We start from the raw sequence: 19,430 nt of genomic DNA, 5'->3' as shown, positions 1-19,430 counted from the left end.
TCGCCGTTCCCGACCCGTCAGCCCAATTCTGCGCGTTCGAAGGTCATTTCGGCGCCATGACACCTGGCGTGGCGCCCTCCCGGGCATCCAGGCGGGCCCGGCCACCGGCCGCCGCGACGGCCAGATCTCCAAGCTAGCGCCGGTTCGTACGGTTCGCCCGGTGAAAATTCGTACACACGGTCGATTCTCGCGAGGCTTGCGGGGCGCGGAAGCGGCGGGGCCGATGTTCAACTGAAGGCCATCGCCGCGCACTTGCCGTACGGACGGTGACCACTTATCCACCAAAGTTGTCCACAGCCTGTTGATAACACTCTTCACCGGTTCGGACCAAGCGGCGCAGCGCGATCCACGGCCACCGGCGGGCCCGCCACCAGCACGCTCACGGCGGCCACGCACCCCGAACTCCCCCATCCCCATTTGCAGGCAGCCAAATCGCGCTCCGATCACCCCTCGGTAAGCTGACGGCATGACAGGACAAGTTCGAACCGTCGACGGCAGAGTTGCCGGCCGCCGCGGACAGGCGACGCGGCAAAAGCTTCTCGACTGCCTCAGTGAAATGCTCAGTTCGTCCCCCTACCGGGACGTCAAGGTCATCGATGTAGCCCGAAAAGCGGGGACTTCACCCGCAACGTTCTATCAGTACTTCCCAGACGTCGAGGGCGCCGTCCTCGAAATCGCCGAGGAGATGGCCAAAGAAGGCGCCACTCTGACCGATCTTGTCGCCGGACGCTCCTGGGTGGGCAAGTCCGCATGGCAGGCGGCGGAGGATCTGGTCGAAGGCTTCCTCTCCTTCTGGCGGAAGCATGACGCGATTCTGCGCGTCATCGACCTGGGCGCGGCCGAGGGCGACAAGCGGTTCTACAAGATCCGCATGAAGATCCTTAATGCCGTCACCAACTCCCTTACGGATTCGATCAAGGAACTGCAGAGCAAGGGCAAGGTCGACAAGGACGTGAGTGCGCCCGCGATGGCCGGCTCGCTCGTCGCGATGCTGGCGGCGGTCGCCGGGCACCAGAAGGGCTTCCAGAGCTGGGGTGTCAAGCAGTCCGAGCTCAAGCCGACGCTGGCGCTGCTGGTGCACCTCGGCGTCACCGGCAAGAAGCCGACCAAATAACGAGATAGCCGCGAAACCATCCGAGGAAGCGGCCGGAGAAGCAGTCGCGCCTCGAAGTCCCGGTGTTCCCCGGGCAGTTCGCCATCCGTCCTGATATCCGTCCTGCCATAGCTGTACCGCACACACAGCGGGCGTCGCGCGGCCCTCAGGGGTTCGCCGCAGCGCCCGCTGTGCGCACGGCGGACCGGACGGGCAAGGGCGAAGCCCCGTTACGCACCGTCCGGGTCACCGCCGCTCCAGCCGGAACAGCCGGATCTCCCGCGCCACCCGCGCCTGGTACGTGGCGTACGGCGGCCAGAAGGCCAGCGCCGCCCGCCATGCCTGCGCCCGCTCCTCACCGGTGAGCAGCCGGGCCCGCACCGGGATGTCCCGGCCGCGCCAACTCACCTCGGCGTCCGGATTCCTGAGCAGATTGCCGGTCCAGGCCGGATGCCCCGGCCGTCCGAAATTGCTGCCGATCAGCAGCCAGCCGCCGCCTTCCTCCGGCAGGCACGCCAGCGGAGTACGCCGCGGCTGCCCGCTCCTGGCCCCGGTCGCGGTCAGGACCACACCGGGCAGCATCCGCGCGCTGAGCAGCACCTTTCCGCGGGTCAGCCGATGCACCGTACGGTCCAGCGCGGGGATGAAGTGCGGCGCGATCCGGGCGAACGTACGGGTTGCGGAGACCTTCTGGAGCAACCGCTCACCCGGCGGCATCAGGCCTCCACCGCCTCTGGCGTACGGGCTCCCGCCGGCGCACCGGCCGCGTCCCGGCTTGCGGGTGTCACCCTGCTCCCGTCGGTCTCCCTGCCACCGCCGGTCTCCCCCGCCCCGCCCGTGAACAGCCCGGCCTCCTCCGCGGCCCGTGCCCGGAGCCGGTGCACGGGGCCCAGCAGCAGTTCATCGCAGGCCGCACGCTTGAAGTACAGATGCGCGTCGTGCTCCCAGGTGAAGCCGATGCCGCCGTGCAGCTGCACGGCCTCGGCCGCCACCACACGCAGCGTCTCCAGTGCCTGCGCCAGCGCGAGCGCCCCCACACCGGGCTCGGCGCCCCGGCCCCCGGACCCTCCGCCGCCCGCCGACCACGCCGCGTAGTACGCCGCCGAGCGCGCCGCCTGCAGCGTCACATACAGATCGGCGAGCCGGTGCTGCACCGCCTGGAAAGAGCCGATGGGCCGGCCGAACTGCTCGCGCTCCTGGACGTAGGCGACGGTGCGGGCCAGCGCCGTATCGGCCGCCCCGACCGCCTCGGCGGCCAGCGCCGTGGCGGCCGTCACCCCGGTCGCAGCGAGCGCCCCGGCCACCGCAGCCTCGTCGCCGTCCCCCTCCCCCAGCAACTCGGCGGGTACCTCGCGCAGTTCGAGGCGCGCCTGCGGGCGGGTCTCGTCCAACGCGGTCTGCCGGGTCCGCAACAGACCGGGAACGACGGGCGCTTCAGCGCGCCGGGCGTCCGGCCGGTCCACCGGGTGGGGTGCCGGGTGGGGCGCCGGGTGGGGTGTCGTCGCCCGTACGAGAAAGAGCAGGGTACGGCTGTGTGCGAACCCACCGGCGTGTGCGGCCACCACCAGCACCTCCGCGGTGTGCCCGTTCAACACCTGCCCGGCCTCCCCGTACAGCCGCCACGTTCCGTCCTGCACCCGCGCCTGGATGCCGCCGGCCCGGCCGCCGCCCGCCCAGTCACCGTCGTTCGGCCCGGTCAACGCCAGTGCGGTGGCGAGCTGCCCGCCCGGTACGGCGAGCGTTCCGGTCAGCTCTCCGGTGGCGAGGGCCGGCAGCAGTGCGCTGCGCTGGCGTTCACTGCCCAGCGCGAGGATCAGCGGCGCGGCCAGCGCGGCGGTGGCGATGAGCGGCGAGGGAAGCACGGCGCGGCCGGTCTCCTCGCAGGCCAGGGCGAGTTCGGTGGGCCCGCAGCCCACCCCTCCGTATGCGGCGGGCAGCGCCAGGCCGGGCAGGCCGAGCTGAGCGGCGAGCTGTCGCCACAGCTGCTCGTCGTACCCGGGCGGGGTGCGCACCGCCGCCTTGACCTCGTCCGGACCGCAGCGTTTGAGCAGCAGTTCGCGCAGCGTGCGGCGGATTTCGTGCTGCTCCTCGGTGAACGCGGCATCCATCGGCGGGCTCCTCCCGGCCGTGCGACAACGCCCGTCCGGTCCGACGGGCCCCCGCTTCCGATCTGACGGACCGTCATAGTAGGGACGGGGGGTGCACTTTCCTAGGCCGTGTCCGCAAGTCGTCGGGAGTACGGGGCGCGCGCTCCCGGCGCCGCCCGATGACGTCACCCTCGGCCTCGCCGATGCGGTCGGGGCCGAGGGCGGGGTGCGGGTGGGTCAGAGGATGAGATGGACCGTGAGCTGCGTTTCCGTTTGCGTGATGTTGACGGCGTGGAGGTAGCCGTGGGCGGTGCGGTAGCGGCCCGTGCCTCCGGTGATCGCCATGTCGATGTTGCCGGGGCCGGCCGTGGTGACGGTGAACCGGCCTTGCACGGTGAGCTGCCCCTGGGAGAGGGACAGATCGGATGCGCACTGCAGGTCGAACTCATCCGTGGGCTCGAAGCGGGTCAGCGTGCAGATCTCGCTGAAGGTGCCGACCGCGATACTGCCGCGGAAGAGATTCCCGCTGAAGACGAATTCGTCCCCCAGGCTTGGCCCGCCCGATCCGTCCACATCGACGAGACCGCCCTGAGTCTGCTTCGCGACCAGCTGGAAGACTTCCTCTCTCGGCGGATTGGGCCCGCCGCCCGTACCGGTGAAAGCCGATGCCGAGGGCGCGCAGAAAAGGAGAGCGGCCAATCCGGTGACCGCACTCAGAGCGACATGCTTGAAGTGACGCACGGTTTTCTCCTGTGAGGCTGGAAGGGAATTTCACTGACCATTTGCCATGAGATGCAATAATTTCCGGGCCGATATCGAGCGGACGGCGGGACCGCGTGACGGCATGACGGCATGACGGCATGACGCCGCGACTTTCGCCTGACGGGCGAACCAGAGCCAGGTCGGCCGGGAGCTCGGCATTCCGGTGCCGTCATTCCCGCACCCGTTCCCGCATTCCTGCTGGTCACATGCGCGAGCGCCCCGTCGGGGAAGAGGAGAATGCGATGCCGGGAATGACGTCCCCCGCCAAGAATCCGTCAGTCATTCCGGAGCCGCGCGCCTGGGCAGGCACCGGCCAACGCAATGCGAAGGCGAACATGACACTCCCTGAGACAGGCGGGAACCTCTCGTCCCGCACACGGAAATGCCTGCTCCACCGCATGGGCAACAGCGAGCAGTCAACCGGTCGAAGTCCGGACCGGTGAAATACACACAGCGAATGGAGAATACCCGCCGCGGGAAAGCATTTAAAGACCGCGCCATTATCTCCGATTCTCCGATAATCGCTTTATGTCGCCTTCCTTGGGTTCGCCTTCCTTGGTGGCCCGATGCCGGGTCGTGGCCGACCTGCCGGTCGCGCCGGCCGGGCGCAAGGCGGGGAAGCCGGACGCGGGACACGGAGACCGGGCGCAGGCCACGAAAGCCACGAAGGCCGGGCAGAACGCGGAGGCCGGGCGGGCGCCGGGCAGCGATCCGCCCTCTGCCCGCCCGCCAGGATCTGATGTACCGTCAGATTCATGACTTCAGGGACCCGTTACGGGAAGCGCCAGGTCGCCGTCGCCGGAGTGGCCCTGTCGGATTGCGGGCGCGTGGACGAGGCCACCCCGTACGCCCTGCACGCCCAGGCCGCCCGCCGGGCACTCGCCGACAGCGGTCTGGACCGTTCGGTGATCGACGGCTTCGCCTCGGCGGGCCTGGGCACCCTCGCGCCCGTCGAAGTCGCCGAATACCTGGGGCTGCACCCCACCTGGGTCGACTCGACCTCGGTCGGCGGCTCCACCTGGGAAGTACTGGCCTCGCACGCCGCCGACGCGATCGCCGCCGGCCACGCCAACGCCGTACTTCTCGTCTACGGTTCCACCGCTCGCGCCGACCTCAAGGCCGGGCGCCGCACCGCGAACCTCTCCTTCGGGGCCCGCGGCCCACTCCAGTTCGAGGTCCCCTACGGGCACACCCTGGTCGCCAAGTACGCCATGGCCGCCCGCCGCCATATGCACCAATACGGCACCACCCTGGAGCAGTTGGCCCAGATAGCCGTCCAGGCGCGCGCCAATGCGGCGGCCAACCCCGACGCCATGTACCGCGACCCGATCACCGTCGACGAGGTTCTCTCCGGCCCCGTGATCGCCGACCCGTTCACCAAACTGCACTGCTGCATCCGCTCCGACGGCGGCTGCGCGGTCCTGCTCGTCGCCGAGGACTACGTCGACGACCTCGCCAAACCCCCGGTATGGGTACTCGGTTCCGGCACGGCGGTCTCGCACACCACCATGTCGGAGTGGGACGACTTCACCGTCTCGCCCGCCGCGGTCTCCGGCCGGCTGGCGTTCGAACGCGCCGGTGTCCGCCCCTCCGAGATCGACCTCGCGGAACTCTATGACGCCTTCACCTATATGACCCTGGTGACCCTGGAGGACCTGGGCTTCTGCGCCAAGGGGGAGGGCGGTGCGTTCGTCGAGAAGGGGCGGCTGCTGCGGGACGGGGAGCTGCCGGTCAACACCGACGGGGGTGGGCTGGCCGCCTGCCATCCCGGTATGCGCGGCCTGTTCCTGCTGGTCGAGGCGGTACGCCAGCTCCGCGGCGAGGCCGGCCCGGACCGCCAGGTTCGTCAGCGCGACGGCGCGCTGCCGCAGCTCGCGGTCGCCTCGGGCACGGGTGGCTGGTTCTGTTCATCGGGGACGGTGGTGTTGGGACGGGGCTGACGGGGCTGCGCCCGAGCCCCGCCCCGCCCCATCCGCCCGGCCCGTCCACCCGGCCCCGGAGCGTCAGCCCAGCCGCTCCTCGATCAGATCGGCGGCGCGGCGGGCGCCCCCCTCCGCGCGGGACTCCGCCCGTAGCCCGGCGGAACGTGCGGCGACCTGGGGATCGGTGGTGAGTTCCGTCAGGGCACCGCGCAAGGCCGCCGCCGTGGCGTCGGCGGTGTCGAGGCGCCGGGCGACGCCCAGCTCCACCAGTCGGTCGGCGTTGTGGAACTGCTCGGCGCCCTGCGGGACGGCGATCATCGGCACACCGACGTACAGCCCCTCACTGCTGCCGCCCATCCCCGCATGCGTCACAAACGCATCCGCCTGCTCCAGTACCGCCAACTGCGGTACCCACGACCGTACTTCGATGTTCGCGGGGATCTCGTCCCCCAGCTCCGCCGGGTCGGTGTGCTTGCCGATCTGCAGCACCACATGCCATCCCGGCAACTCTCCGAACGCCGCCACGCACTGCCGGTAGAACTCCGGCTGCCGCGTGTACGCAGAACCCAGCGACACCAGCAACACCTTGTCGGCGCCGGCCGGCCGCGTCCAGCCGCCCTGTTCCGCACGGCTGCCGAAGCACGGCCCGACGAAGGTCACCGCGGCGTCGTCCACCCGGTCCGCACACGGCTGCATGGCGCGCGGGATCATGGCCAGCGCCCGGCGCGGCCGGCCGGAGAAGTCGTCGACATCCGTGGTGACCGCACCGCACCGTGCCAGCCAGGCGGCGAACAGCGCGCGGTAGGCATCCGCCCCCGGCAGCCCGGCGAACAGCGCGCCGAACTCCTCCTGGGCCCCCTCCCAGCCCACATAGGTCGGGGACAGTTGAACGAGGTCGCGGCCCTGCGACTCGGCCAGCGCACGGGCCGCGTAGGCGGCGATGTCGTAGAGGTAGAGGTCGGCGGGGTCGTCGTCGTACGCGGCACGCAGCTGCGGCAGGACCGCGATCGCGTCGTCAAGGAAGAGCGAGCAGGCGGCGACGGGGTCCTGCGGCCAGTTGCCGTCGACCGGCAGGGTGGAGGTGTAGCGGACGAACTCGGCGCCGGTGGGGGCGATCAGCTCGGCCGCATGGTCGGTGTTGGCGTACGTCACGCGATGGCCGCGGGCCACCAGCTCACGGATGATCTCCAGACTGGGCAGCACATGGCTGACCATGGGCGCGCCGACCATGGCGATATGGGCAGGGGCAGAAACAGAGCGACGCATAGGAGCAGGACTTCCTTCGGTACAGAGCTACGGAACGGGGACACGGAAGCCCGACGGCCCAGGCGGCATCGCGCGACACCGGCAACGAAGCCGGCGCGCCGCGGGCGCACCTGGGTGCGGGCGGGGCGGTGGAACGCCCTCGGCCGTGTCAGCCGTAGATCTGAAGGAAGTTCATGGGGGAAGCGTAGGAGGGGTCCTGCGGCGGGGCGAATGGATTTTTTTCCGCGGTGGCGCCGTGGTGGCGTGACGGGGTGGGGGCCCGGCGGGGTGGGGGGCGCGGCATGGCTGGTCCGGCCCGGGCCGGGAGCCCGGGCCGGACCGCGCGCGATGGCTAACCGGCGCTCGACGGGCGGGTGATGACGCTGAAGGCCGTCCCGAACGGATCGGTGATCGCGACCATGCGGCCGTAGGGGGCGTCTTCCGGGGTGCCTGCGGTACCCCCTGCGGCGAGGGCGCTGCCCACCAGTGCGTCGGTGTCCGCGACCTCGAACACCGTCTGCCAACGGGATGCCGTGGCCGACGGATCGCCGAAGATGCCGCCGATCTCATGGCCGTCGGGGCGGCGCAGGAAGGTGAAGTCGAAGTCGGGGAGGTCGTCGTTGCCGTCGAGAGTGAAGTCGAAGACGGTGGCGTAGAAGCGGCGGGCAGGGCCGGGGTCCGGGCAGGCGAGGTCGTTGCGGACCAGCGTGCAGGGCTCGTTGACCAGCTCACAGCCCGGCAGCGTACGTCCCTGCCAGAGGCTGAAGCGGGCTCCGGTGGGGTCCGCCACGACCGCCGTACGCCCCAGGTCCGCCGCGTCCGCAGGCGGTGCGAGCACCCTCCCGCCGCCGACGGCGATCTGCTTGGCCGTACCGTCACAGTCGTCCGTGGCGAAGTAGACGTGCCACCAGGACTCGCCCTCGACGTCGGCGGCGGAGACCGGCCGCAGCGCCGCCACCCGCTGACCGCGCAGCAGACACAGCGTGAACGGGCCGGTCGCCGCCGACCGCTCCTCGTACTCCCAGCCGAACAGCGCGCGGTAGAACGCCTTCGCACGGTCGAGGTCGGGGACCCCCAGGTCGATCCAGGCCGGCGTTCCGAGCGGCTGGTTGGTGCTGATCTTGCTCAACTTCTGCTCCTTCGCAGTGACACTGCCAAGGCCGACGCTAGTGACGATCGAGGTCAGGACGTGTCCTACTTGGCCGCCGCGACGGACAACGCCTTGAGCAGGGCCTTGAGCAGGGCCATCAGCAACGTCATGAGCGATGAGGCTACGGGCGGCGCGGCAGGCAATCCGGCTACCACCGGCCGGCCCGCACGGCGTCATGTACAACTGTCATAGACAAGCGTTTAAGACGCTCGTATAATCGGTCTCACCGGTCGGCGAGTGCCTCACGACCGAGCGCCGGGATCACCCTGCGCAGTCCGTTCAGGAGCGCCACGACCCCGAAGGGAACCCCGTCATGCCCAGCACCGACCCGTCGCCCCGCACCACGCCCCAGACCGTGCTGATTTCCGGCGCGAGCATCGCCGGCCCGGCGCTCGCGTACTGGCTGCACCGCTACGGCTTCGCGGTGACCGTCGTCGAGCGCGCCCCCGAGCTGCGGACCGGCGGCTACAAGGTCGATATCCGGGGCGCCGCGATCGAGGTCGTCGAACGGATGGGGATCCTGGAGGAGATCCAGCGCGCCAGTACGGACATGCGGACCGGCGCGTACGTGAACGACGACGGCAAGCGGATCGCCACCCTCCCCGCCGATATCTTCGGCGCCCGGGTCGGCCGCGACGACGAGATCATGCGCGGCGATCTGGCGCGCATCCTCTACGAGCGCACCCGGAGGGATGTCGAGTACGTCTTCGGCGACTCGATCACCTCGATCACCCCGGACGCCACAGGTGCCACAGGCGTCGAGGTCACGTTCGAGCGTGCCGCTCCCCGTCGCTTCGACCTCGTCGTCGGCGCGGACGGTCTGCACTCCACCGTCCGGCGGCTGGTCTTCGGCCCGGAGGAGCAGTTCCTACGGCACCTCGGGGCGTATGCCTCCGCCTTCTCCATGCCGAATGAACTCGGCCTGGACCGCGAGGAGTTGTACCACGCCCAACCCGGCAGGCTGATCTGTGCCTACAGCTCCGCCGGAGACCCCGCGGCCAAGGGCCTGCTCATCTTCCGCTCACCGCGGCTGAGCTATGACCACCGGGACCCGGATCAGCAACGGGCCTTGCTGGAAGCCGCGTTCGAGGGGCTGGGCGTCCCCCCGGCCGGAGGCTGGCGGGAGGTCCCACGGCTGCTCGAAGCGGCTCGCGAGGCGAGCGACTTCTACTTCGACGGGCTGCAGCTGGTCGAGATGGACCGCTGGTCGCGCGGCCGGGTGGTGCTGCTCGGCGATGCCGCGCACTGCGCCTCACCGGCGTCGGGTCAGGGCACGGGGATGGCGCTGGTCGGCGCGTACGTCCTGGCCGGGGAACTCGCGGCGGCCGACCGCGATCCGGAGGCGGCCTTCGGGCGCTACGAGGAGGAGCTGCGCGGCTATGTCGCGGTCAATCATGCGCTGGCGACGGAGTTCGCCCAGGAGATGACGGTGGGCACCCGGCGGCAGATCCGGTTCCGGCATCTGATGATGCGGATCCTGCCCTACATGCCGTGGAAGAACCTGGTCGCGAAGAAGATCGCCGAGGACGTACAGCGTGGGGCCAACGCGATCACGCTCAAGGACCATCCGGTATCGAACGGGGCCGCCGGTCCCGCTCCGGCCGCCGCACGCCCCACGTACGCTGCCTGACATGACTGATCATCCCGGGCACCGGAACACGCCGGATGCCGTCCCCGCCGACGCCACCGCGAACCACTCCGGAGCTGCGGACGCCCGCGCGTTCCATGAGCTGCTGCGCGGGCTGCGGGTCTGGGACGTCGAGCTGCCGTCGTTCGACCCGGCAACGGCTCCGGACGATCCGCTGCCCCTGTTCCGGCAGTGGTTGCGGGAGGCCGCCGAGGCTGGTGTGCCCGAGCCGCACACCATGACGCTCGCCACCGCGGACGCGGCCGGTGACCCCTCCGTGCGGACCCTGATGCTGCACGACGCCGATGAGCAGGGCTGGCACTTCGCCTCGCATCGCGGCAGTCGTAAGGGCCGCGAACTGGCCGAGCGGCCGCGGGCGGCGCTCGGTTTCTACTGGGCCGCGGTCGGCCGCCAGGTGCGGGTCCGCGGATCGGTGACCGCGGCGGGCCCCGAGGAGAGCGCCGCCGATCTGCACCGCCGCTCCACGGGCGCGCTGGCCGCGGCGCTGGTCGGCCGGCAGAGCGAGGTGCTCGGCTCGACGGCGGAGCTGGCGCGCGCCTCGGACGCCGCATGGGAGCACGCCCGGCGCGAGCCGGAGGCGCCGGTGCCGAGCTGGACGCTGTATGTGCTGCGCGCCGAGGAGGTCGAGTTCTTCCAGGGCGATGCGCGGCGCCGTCATGTGCGCCTCAACTACCGCTACGAGGGCGGGGGCTGGGTGAAGGAACTGCTCTGGCCGTGAGCCGGGGAGCGGGTCCGGGCGTCGTCGGAGGAACGGGAGCCTCGGCCGGGCCGGGCGTCGTCGGAGGAGTGGGCGTCTCGGCCAGGCCGGGCGTCGTCGGAGGAGCGGGCGTCTCGGCCAGGCCGGGCGTCGTCGGAGGAGCGGGCGTCTCGGCCAGGCCGGGCGTCGTCGAAGAGAACAGGCGTCTCGGCCAGGCCGGGCATCACAGCCGGTCCAGAGGTCTCGGCCGGCCCGGTCCTCACCGCGGCCCTGATACCTCCACCGGTCCGCTCGCCCTCACAGCTGCTGATACATGATGTGCAGCCCCACATAGCCCTTGGTGGGGTGCCGGAAACCCTCGGGGAGCGTCGTCATGATCCGGAAGCCCAGGGACTCCCAGAGGGCGACGGCACCGGTGTTGGTCTCCACGACAGCGTTGAACTGCATCGCGCGATAGCCCTCGGCGCGGGCCCAGGCCAGTACGTGTTCGCCCAGCGCCCGGCCGACGCCGCGTCCGCCGCGCTGCGGATCGACCATGAAGCTCGCGCTGGCGATATGTGCGGCGCCGCCCATGTGGTTGGGGTTCATCTTGGCCGTACCGAGCACCGTGCCGGACTCGTCGACGGCGACGACCGTGCGGCCGGGCGCCGTCAGCATCCACATCTCGCGGGCCGTCGCCTCATCGAGGTCCCGCGGATAGGCATAGGTCTCCCCGGCCGCCACGATGGCGTGGAAGAAGGGCCAGATGGCGGGCCAGTCGCCCGCGGTCGCGTCACGAATCAGCACGGCCACAGCATCCCGCGGACGCGGCGCGCCCGCCACCGCATTACGCCGCGTTCCTGGCCAGGGGCACAGGGTGGCGGGAAGGCGGGCACGTGAGCGCATGGGCGCAAGGGCGCACGGGCGCATGGGCGCACACGTGGGGGACGCACACCCGCAGACCCGCAGACCCTCAGGCACTCAGGCACTCAGGCACTCAGGCACACCCTGACGTCACGCGGGCCGGAAGACAGGGAGGGCGACCCTGCCGCCCGCGCCCTCACCTTCCCCGTCACCTGCGCCCTCGCCCTCGCCCTCGCGACGGAAGTGCACCGCGAGCGGCATCCCGATCCGTAGTTCCGGCTCCGGGCAGTCGGTGATCTCGGTCATCATCCGGGGGCCTTCGACCAGATCGACCACGGCTGCGATGTACGGGACCCGGTCGCCGAACGGCGGAAGGTCGTTACGGTGCACGACGGACCAGGTGTAGAGGGTGGCGCGGCCGGTGGCCTGTGCCCAGCCGACATCCTCACTCCAGCAGTACGGGCAGAACTCACGCGGGTAGTGATGCGCCGCACCGCACCCCTCTGCCCGGCAGCGACGCAGCAGCAGCCGCCCCTCGGCCGCCGCATCCCAGTACGGCCGGGTGAAGGCATCCACCTCCGGCAGATCGAAACGGGCCGCACTCCGCGCCGCACGCGGCACAGCACCTTGCATCCCTCTCGTCCCAGCAGTCCCGGCCATTACGCGAACACCCCCACCGCTTCATCGACCGACCACGTCTGCCGGCTCCTCGCGTACGGGGTGACCAGTGAGATCAGCGCCATCATGGCGTTCTGCCCCTGCTCCGCCCGGTCATGGACGCACCACACGCCCCCACCCCCCTCTGACGGTACGTCAGTTCAGCCGATACGGAACTCGTCGCGCAAGGGGCCCTGCGTAATCCACGCCCACCCCGGGGGAGCCGAGGCCGCCCCCGGACCGAACCCCGCAAGCTTTTACCGTGCAGCCCCATTCCTGACGCGCCGTCAGTTCAGTAATCTGACTATGCGTCAGGTAAGGAGAACGAGAGGCCTCACACAGGAGCGGGCGTCTGCGATGCTTGGATCGACTCACGGCACCCTCACCACTCACTCCCGGCCGGCCCGCGTCATGGCCTGTGGGGAGCAACCACCACACTCCGTCCACGGCATCAGTGAACCGCACCCCGGCGACGGCGGACAGGGCGCCGGGGCGGTCGACCGCGATGTCAGCGGGCGCCCGCTGCACGCTCCGGTGCCCGACCTGGACCGGTTCTTCCGGCCCGAGTCCGTGGCCGTGGTCGGCGCCTCGGACAGCGAGGGCCGCCCCAACACGGGCATCACCCGCCAGCTGATCGCCTGGGCGGAACGCGTCGGCGCCCGGCTCCACCCCGTGAACCCCGGGCGCACCCAGGTCTTCGGGCGGCCTTGCCACGCCACCGTCGCCGATCTCCCGGAGACCGTCGACCTCGCCGTACTCCTCGTCGGTGATCCACTGCCGGTCATCGAGCAACTCGCCGAGGCCAAGGTGAAGTTCGCCGTGGCCTTCGCTTCCGGATTCGCCGAGACCGGCGAGCGCGGCGCGGCCGCCCAGGCCCGGCTGGCCGAGGCTGTCGAACGCTCCGGTCTGCGGCTGCTCGGCCCGAACACCAACCTCAACGCCTTCGAGAAGTTCCGCGAGGACCTGGACGGCCCGGCCATCGCCCTGATCACGCAGTCAGGCCACCAGGGCCGCCCCGTCTTCAGCCTTCAGGAACTGGGCATCCGCCTCTCGCACTGGGCCCCCACCGGCAACGAGGCCGATCTGGAGACGGCTGACTTTCTCTCCTACTTCGCCACCCGCCCCGAGGTCGGCGCCATCGCCGCGTATGTGGAAGGCCTCAAGGACGGCCGCAGCTTTCTGCTGGCCGCCGACCGCGCCGCCCGCAACAAGGTGCCCGTCGTCGCCGTCAAGGTCGGACGCACCGAGACCGGTGCCCGTACGGCCGCCTCGCACACCGGCAAGCTCACCGGCGCCGACGGCGTCGTGGACGCGGCGATGCGGCAGTTCGGCGTGATCCGGGTGGACGGTCTCGACGAGCTGCAGGACACCGCCGCCCTGCTGGCCCGCGCCGGCAAGCCCACCGCGGAGGGCATAGCCGTCTATTCGATCTCCGGCGGCACCGGCGCCCACTTCTCCGACCTGGCGACGGCGGCGGGGCTGCGGCTGCCCACCCTCGGTGAGGTCAAGCAGGCCGAACTGCACCAGTGGATACCGGACTACCTCAACGTCGCCAACCCGATCGACAACGGCGGGCACCCGGTCGGCGACTGGCGCGGCCGCAAGATCATCGACGCGATCCTGGCCGACCCGTCCATCGGCGTACTGATCTGCCCGATCACCGGGCCCTTCCCGCCCATGAGCGACAAGCTCGCGCAGGATCTGGTGGATGCGGCGGAGCAGACGGACAAGCTGGTGTGTGTGGTGTGGGGCTCGCCGGTCGGTACCGAGGACGCCTACCGCAGCACCCTCCTCGGCTCCTCGCGGGTGGCGACCTTCCGCACCTTCGCCAACTGCATCACCGCCGTTCGTGCCTACCTCGACCACCACCGCTTCGCCGCCGGCTACCGCTCCCCCTTCGAGGACGCACCGCGCATCCCGTCCCCGTCCGCGCGCAAGGCGCAGGCCCTGATGCGTCCGGGCCAGCCGCTCAGTGAACACGGGGCCAAGCAGCTGCTGCGCGCCTACGGCATCCGGGTCCCGCGCGAACAGCTGGTGACCAGCGCGGCGGCGGCCGTACGGGCGGCGAGCCTGGTCGGCTACCCCGTGGTCATGAAGGCCTCCGGGCCACAGCTGGCGCACAAGACCGAACTCGGCCTGGTCAAGGTCCAACTGACCTCGGCCAGCCAGGTCAGGGATGCCTATCGCGAGCTCACCGACATCGCCCGTTACGAGGACGTCCCGCTGGACGGTGTACTGGTCTGCCAGATGATCCAGCGGGGCGTCGAGATGGTCGTCGGCATCACCCACGACAGCCTCTTCGGGCCGACCGTGACCGTCGGCCTCGGCGGGGTGCTCGTGGAGGTCCTGCAGGACGTCGCTGTGGGCATCCCGCCCTTCGGTGAGGACCAGGCGCGCGCGATGCTCGACGAGCTCCGCGGCCGCGCCCTCCTGGACGGTGCACGCGGCGCACCGCCCGCGGATATCGATGCGCTGGTCGAGGTCGTGCTCAGAGTGCAGCGGATGGCGCTCGAACTCGACGGCGAACTGGCGGAGTTGGACATCAATCCGCTGGTGGTGCTGCCACGCGGGGAGGGCGCCGTCGCCCTCGACGCGCTGGCCATCTGCCCTTGACCGGCCCCGTACCCACAGGCACACCCACGCCCGCACCCGCACGAACGCCGTCAGCCACCACGCCGGCACCCGCCACGCCGCGCCCCGCCGTCCACACCCTGACCGCACCCTTGGGAGCCGCTCCCCCATGACGCCCTCACCGTCCCCCGGTTCCGTTCCCCCCGCCGACGGCGCCGCCGGGCCCGACAAGCCCGCCGGGCCCGGCCGGCCCGCCGACGGCACCGCCCGTGTCGATCCCCCCGACCGCGCGGACCCCGTCGATTCATTGGTACTGCACGCCACTGACAACGGCGTCTCGTGGATCACCCTCAACCGGCCGGAGGCGATGAACGCCGTCACCTGGGAGCAGCGCGAACGCCTCATCGGCCGGCTCGCCGACGCCTCGGCCGACCCGGACGTACGGGCCGTGGTCATCACCGCGACCGGCAGGGGCTTCTGTGCGGGTGCCGATCTCCGCGGCTCGCCGTCGTCGGGTGAACGGGTCGCCGGTGACGTCGCCCGGATGATCCGCGACGGCGCCCAGCGCCTCATCGCGGCGGTGCTGGACTGCGAGAAGCCGGTCGTCGCCGCCGTCAACGGCACCGCGGCCGGGCTCGGCGCCCATCTCGCGCTCGCCTGCGATCTGGTGCTGGCCGCCGAATCGGCCCGTTTCGTCGAGGTGTTCGTACGCCGCGGTCTGGTCCCGGACGGCGGCGGCGCCTACCTCCTGCCACGGCTGGTCGGCCCGCAGCGCGCCAAGGAGCTGATGTTCTTCGGCGACGCGGTACCGGCCGCCGAGGCGGCACGGCTGGGACTGGTCAACCGAGTCGTCCTGGACTGCGAGCTGGCAAAGACGGCCCGGGAGTGGGCAGAGCGGCTGGCGGCGGGCCCGACCCGGGCGCTGGCCCTGACCAAACAGCTGGTCAATGCCTCGCTCGACGCCGACCGTGCCGCGGCCTTCGCGGCCGAGGCCACCGCCCAAGAGATCAATATGACGACGGCGGACGCACAGGAGGGGGTCGCCTCCTTCGTGGAGCGGCGCAACCCGGCCTACCGGGGGCGGTGACCCGCCGCGCCGGACGCACGGGAGACGAAGCGGAGACGAAGCGGATACGAAGGGCCCGCGCCCGGCGCACGGGCAAGACGAAGATCCGGCGCCCTATGCCTCGTAGGCGCCGCCCTTCCGCGGGCCGCCCACCGGCCCCCGTGGACCGCCTACTTCGCCCCAGCCGCACACTCCCGCACCTCACGGGTGTTCCGCGTCCGCACCCCCGGCAGCCAGCCCCGCGCCCCCGTCCCGCTGGTGACCAGATACCAGCGGGTGGAGGTGATGCCCGCTTCGTCGCGGACCATCCGTCCGTCGGTCACCACACAGCGCGCGGCCAGGTCATCGCCGTGCCAGACCCGGCCGGCAAAGTTGCCGCGCGCGGCGTATTCGGCGCGCGGGTCCCGGGCCAGCCGCAAGGCGCACTCCAGGGAGCGGCCCGTGCGGCAGGCCTGTTCACTGTTGTAGACCGTGACTTTCACCGTCGGGGACGGCCCCGCCGGCTGCAGGGTGACGGGCCCGGGACGCACCAGCCACCACACCCCGAGCGCCACCGCGGCCACCGCCGCCGCGACCACGAGCGCGACCGCGTACGGCCGCTTCCGGGGCAGCGCGACCACGGCGGGCTCCGGCGCACTGCCGGGTTCCCTGATGCGGTCCCACAGACCGGGCGGTGTCTCGATCTGTTCGTCCGCGAGCCGTAGGCGCGCCCGCAGCAGCGCCTCGGCATCGTCCCCGGCGCCGTCGCCCCGGCCGCCGCCGAAACCCCGGCCGCCGCCGCCCGTTCCGCCCACACCGCCGTCGTACCGTGGCCCCACGCCCACTGCGCCGCTCACCTCCCGGCCTGCCCGTGCTCCGATTCAACGAGGTAGGCGCGCAGCCTGTCCAGCGCACGGGCGCGATGGCGGGCGGCGGTGCCACGGTGCACCTTCATGATCTTCGCTGCCTGGTCGATGGTGTAGCCGTCGAGGTCGACGAGGATGACGATGCCGGCCTGCCGGTGCGACAACTTCCCCAGCAGACGCACCGCTTCGATCTCGGCCTGCCGCCGCTCCACCCCACCGTCCCAACCGCCGGACGCCACACCGGGCCCCGCACCGGCGCCACCACCCATCCCGCCCGCACCGGCTTCCTCGACGCCGTCCATCCCGTCCACCAGCACCTGCCGCCGGTCCTTGCGGTAGGCGTCACGGGCGACGTTGAGCACGGCGGTGAAGGCGTAGGCGTACGGCTCCGGATGGGCGAGTAAGCGCTGTGGACGGGCGGCGAGTTTGAGGTACGCCTCATGCACCACATCCTCCGCGGACTGTCTCGATCCGGCCAGCATCACCGCCCTCCGATAGAGGCGGGGCAGCAGCCCGCAGAAGACCTCGTCGAAGGTGGGTGACGCGGCAGACGAAGCTGATGACGATGTCGCATCGGCCATGTACCGGAACTCTCCCCCGTGCTCGGCTACGGACGCGGCCGAAGTGGACGCTACCCGTGCGGGCGACACGCAATCAGGAATCCGCCCCTCAATCTCCCGCGAATCCCCCAAGATCGGCCCTGATCGCCCGGCAAACCACACGTGCGGGTGGCCGCCGCTCCCCGCACCTTCACATCTGATGCTTCATCAGATTCAATAAAGCCATGATGGGACACGCTGCAATGGCGGCCACGGCCGTGCGGTACCTGCGCTCCGTCGGCGCACCCACCACGGCCGCCGCGCCGGCCACCGCACCCGCCGGGCCACTTCCACGCCCCGCGCTGCGGGCCGTACGCGACGACGAGCGCGCCCCCTTGGAACCGGCCGAATTCCGCTCCGTCCTGGGGCACTTCGCCAGCGGCGTCACGGTCATCACGTCCCCCGGGGAACCGGGACCGGCCGGTTTCGCCTGCCAGTCCTTCACCTCGCTCTCCCTCGACCCGCCGCTGGTGGCGTTCATGGTGGCGCGTACGTCGACCACCTGGCCGCGGATCGCCCGCGCCGGGGTGTTCTGTGTCAACATCCTCGGCGCCGGACAGGGCGAGCTCTGCCGGGGCTTCGCGGTCAGCGGGGGCGACAAGTTCGCCGGTGTCCACTACGGGGCCGCGCCCGCGACCGGCTCGCCCCGGCTGGCGGACGTTCCGGCCTGGACCGACTGCACGGTCCAGGCCGTGCACACCGGCGGCGACCATCTGATCGTGGTCGGCCGGGTCGACGCCCTCGGCACGGACCCGGCCGCCGCCGAGAGCGGCCCGCTCCTCTTCCACCGGGGCGCCTTCGGGCAGCTCCGTGCGTGAGCGCGGCCGGTGCGGTCGCGCACTCAAGCCACCGGCGGTCTACGCCGCGGCCGGCCGCCCCTCCCCCACGCGCCGCTGCCGGATGACCAGGGCCATCAGCGCCGCGACGGCACACAGCGCACCCGACGCGTACCAGACCGGGTTGTAGGTGCCGAAGGCGTCGCGCGCCAGGCCGCCGAGGAAGGCGATCAGGGCGGCGCCCACCTGGTGGGCGGCCAGCACCCAGCCGAAGACGATCGCACTGTCCTCGCCGTAGTACTCGCGGCACAGGGCGATGGTCGGCGGGACGGTCGCCACCCAGTCGAGGCCGTAGAAGACGATGAAGAAGACCATCGGAGGGTGGACGGTGTCGGCCAGCAGCAGCGGCAGGAACATCAGCGACAGTCCGCGCAGGCCGTAGTAGACGGCAAGCAGCCGGCGGGGGTCGAAGCGGTCGGTGAACCAGCCGGAAGCAATGGTTCCGGCGATATCGAAGATGCCGATCACCGCGAGCAGTGAGGCGGCCGCCGTGATCGGCATGCCATGGTCGTGCGCCGCGGGCACAAAGTGCGTCTTGACCAGGCCGTTCGTCGTGGCGCCGCAGATCGCGAAGGTGCCCGCCAGCAGCCAGAACGGACCGGTGGGGGTCCCACCGCCCGGCCGAAGCCGCCCCTGCGGGAGGGCCGCCGAGACCAGCGCCCGCACCGCGCGCCGGGCCGCGCCCCGCTGCGGCGGCGGCTTGGGGAGGAACTCCTGGGCCCCATACGGCGCGAGGCCCACATCCGCCGGGTGGTCGCGCAGCAGCAGCCACACCAGGGGGACGACGGCGAGCGCGGCGAGCGCGACGGTCACCGCGGCCGGGCGCCAGTCGTGCCGGTCGACGATCCAGGAGAGGACCGGCAGGAAGATCAGCTGCCCGGAGGCGCCGGCCGCGGTGAGGACGCCGGTGACCAGCCCGCGCCGCGCGGTGAACCAGCGGCCGGTGACCGTCGCCGCGAAGGCGAGCGCCATCGACCCGCTGCCCAGGCCGACCAGCACACCCCAGTAGAGGACGAGTTGCCAGGCCGCGGTCATGAAGACGGTCAGCCCGGCACCTGCCGCGATCACCGTCAGGGCGGTGGCGACCACCCGCCGGATACCGAACCGGTCCATCAGCGCGGCGGCGAACGGCGCCGTCAGCCCGTAGAGGGCGAGGTTCACCGACACCGCGAAGCCGATGGTGCCGCGCGACCAGTGGAACTCGCGGTGCAGCGGGTCGACGAGCAGGCCGGGGAGGGAGGCGAAGCCGGCCGCGCCGATGATGGTGAGGAAGGTGACGGCGGCGACGGACCAGGCCCGGTGCGGGCGCCGCCGACGGGGTACGGGAGCGGGAACGGGGTCCGCCGCACGCAGGGGCAGTTCGGGTATGCGGTTCACCGGAGCAGCTTCGTCCGTCACCCCCGGCAGGA

Annotated in this window: 17 protein-coding genes and 1 pseudogene; 7 read left to right on the top strand and 11 right to left on the bottom strand. The window is 71.4% G+C overall.

Features of this window, described 5'->3' with window-relative positions:
* The first annotated feature begins 466 nt into the window (after positions 1–466).
* Entirely contained in the window at positions 467–1,114 is a 648-nt protein-coding gene (locus ACWGI6_RS29740; protein ID WP_453270368.1) for a TetR family transcriptional regulator, read from the top strand.
* A 225-nt stretch (positions 1,115–1,339) separates the two neighbouring features.
* On the opposite strand, the gene ACWGI6_RS29735 is transcribed toward ACWGI6_RS29740, so the two are convergent.
* The 3 genes from ACWGI6_RS29735 to ACWGI6_RS29725 form a co-directional block, all read right to left on the bottom strand.
* On the bottom strand, positions 1,340–1,810 hold the full coding sequence (locus ACWGI6_RS29735; protein WP_453270367.1) for a nitroreductase family deazaflavin-dependent oxidoreductase: 471 nt from the start codon (positions 1,808–1,810) through the stop codon (positions 1,340–1,342).
* Positions 1,810–3,201: an acyl-CoA dehydrogenase family protein gene (locus tag ACWGI6_RS29730; protein WP_453270366.1), complete on the bottom strand. Its 1,392-nt coding sequence runs from the start codon at positions 3,199–3,201 to the stop codon at positions 1,810–1,812. The genes ACWGI6_RS29735 and ACWGI6_RS29730 overlap by 1 nt, the downstream gene beginning before the upstream one ends.
* Positions 3,202–3,417: 216 nt before the next feature.
* Entirely contained in the window at positions 3,418–3,921 is a 504-nt protein-coding gene (locus ACWGI6_RS29725) for an allene oxide cyclase barrel-like domain-containing protein (RefSeq protein WP_393907442.1), read from the bottom strand.
* Between the two features lie 776 nt (positions 3,922–4,697).
* Here ACWGI6_RS29725 and ACWGI6_RS29720 point away from each other — a divergent pair.
* A complete protein-coding gene (locus ACWGI6_RS29720) occupies positions 4,698–5,882 on the top strand; it encodes a thiolase C-terminal domain-containing protein (protein WP_453270365.1) in 1,185 nt (394 codons plus the stop codon).
* Between the two features lie 63 nt (positions 5,883–5,945).
* Here ACWGI6_RS29720 and ACWGI6_RS29715 read toward each other — a convergent pair whose 3' ends face one another.
* Together ACWGI6_RS29715 and ACWGI6_RS29710 are read right to left on the bottom strand one after the other, a co-directional pair.
* The gene (locus ACWGI6_RS29715) at positions 5,946–7,130 is read right to left on the bottom strand and encodes a macrolide family glycosyltransferase (protein ID WP_453270364.1); all 1,185 of its coding nucleotides are present in this window, start codon (positions 7,128–7,130) and stop codon (positions 5,946–5,948) included.
* Positions 7,131–7,461: 331 nt separating this feature from the next.
* Complete coding sequence (locus ACWGI6_RS29710) at positions 7,462–8,238, bottom strand: VOC family protein (protein WP_453270363.1); 777 nt, start codon at positions 8,236–8,238, stop codon at positions 7,462–7,464.
* Between the two features lie 334 nt (positions 8,239–8,572).
* On the opposite strand from ACWGI6_RS29710, the gene ACWGI6_RS29705 reads away from it, so the two are divergent.
* Entirely contained in the window at positions 8,573–9,889 is a 1,317-nt protein-coding gene (locus ACWGI6_RS29705) for an FAD-dependent monooxygenase (protein WP_453270362.1), read from the top strand.
* 1 nt (position 9,890) lies between these two features.
* Positions 9,891–10,625: a pyridoxine/pyridoxamine 5'-phosphate oxidase gene (locus tag ACWGI6_RS29700; protein WP_453270361.1), complete on the top strand. Its 735-nt coding sequence runs from the start codon at positions 9,891–9,893 to the stop codon at positions 10,623–10,625.
* A 276-nt stretch (positions 10,626–10,901) separates the two neighbouring features.
* On the opposite strand, the gene ACWGI6_RS29695 is transcribed toward ACWGI6_RS29700, so the two are convergent.
* From ACWGI6_RS29695 to ACWGI6_RS29685, 3 genes and pseudogenes are all read right to left on the bottom strand, one after another.
* On the bottom strand, positions 10,902–11,390 hold the full coding sequence (locus ACWGI6_RS29695) for a GNAT family N-acetyltransferase (protein WP_393907436.1): 489 nt from the start codon (positions 11,388–11,390) through the stop codon (positions 10,902–10,904).
* A 207-nt stretch (positions 11,391–11,597) separates the two neighbouring features.
* On the bottom strand, positions 11,598–12,080 hold the full coding sequence (locus ACWGI6_RS29690; protein WP_453270360.1) for a Zn-ribbon domain-containing OB-fold protein: 483 nt from the start codon (positions 12,078–12,080) through the stop codon (positions 11,598–11,600).
* Between the two features lie 26 nt (positions 12,081–12,106).
* Positions 12,107–12,235 (bottom strand): annotated as a pseudogene (locus ACWGI6_RS29685) (DoxX family protein); the annotation flags it as partial.
* Between the two features lie 226 nt (positions 12,236–12,461).
* On the opposite strand from ACWGI6_RS29685, the gene ACWGI6_RS29680 reads away from it, so the two are divergent.
* Both ACWGI6_RS29680 and ACWGI6_RS29675 read left to right on the top strand, forming a co-directional pair.
* Positions 12,462–14,717, top strand: a complete 2,256-nt coding sequence (locus ACWGI6_RS29680) for an acetate--CoA ligase family protein (protein WP_393907434.1) — start codon at positions 12,462–12,464, stop codon at positions 14,715–14,717.
* 127 nt (positions 14,718–14,844) lie between these two features.
* Complete coding sequence (locus ACWGI6_RS29675; protein WP_453270359.1) at positions 14,845–15,762, top strand: enoyl-CoA hydratase/isomerase family protein; 918 nt, start codon at positions 14,845–14,847, stop codon at positions 15,760–15,762.
* A 149-nt stretch (positions 15,763–15,911) separates the two neighbouring features.
* Here the strand turns inward: ACWGI6_RS29675 and ACWGI6_RS29670 are convergent, their stop codons facing one another.
* Positions 15,912–16,577, bottom strand: coding sequence for a hypothetical protein (locus tag ACWGI6_RS29670; protein ID WP_453270358.1), 666 nt, complete (start codon positions 16,575–16,577; stop codon positions 15,912–15,914).
* Entirely contained in the window at positions 16,574–17,167 is a 594-nt protein-coding gene (locus tag ACWGI6_RS29665) for an RNA polymerase sigma factor (RefSeq protein WP_393907431.1), read from the bottom strand. The genes ACWGI6_RS29670 and ACWGI6_RS29665 overlap by 4 nt, the downstream gene beginning before the upstream one ends.
* Positions 17,168–17,370: 203 nt before the next feature.
* On the opposite strand from ACWGI6_RS29665, the gene ACWGI6_RS29660 reads away from it, so the two are divergent.
* Entirely contained in the window at positions 17,371–18,003 is a 633-nt protein-coding gene (locus ACWGI6_RS29660; protein ID WP_453270357.1) for a flavin reductase family protein, read from the top strand.
* Positions 18,004–18,042: 39 nt separating this feature from the next.
* On the opposite strand, the gene ACWGI6_RS29655 is transcribed toward ACWGI6_RS29660, so the two are convergent.
* Complete coding sequence (locus ACWGI6_RS29655; protein ID WP_453270398.1) at positions 18,043–19,389, bottom strand: MFS transporter; 1,347 nt, start codon at positions 19,387–19,389, stop codon at positions 18,043–18,045.
* Positions 19,390–19,430 lie beyond the last annotated feature (41 nt).

The sequence above is a fragment of the Streptomyces sp. NPDC054786 genome (genome assembly GCF_053611685.1).
This window is presented reverse-complemented; position numbering and strand designations above follow the sequence as displayed.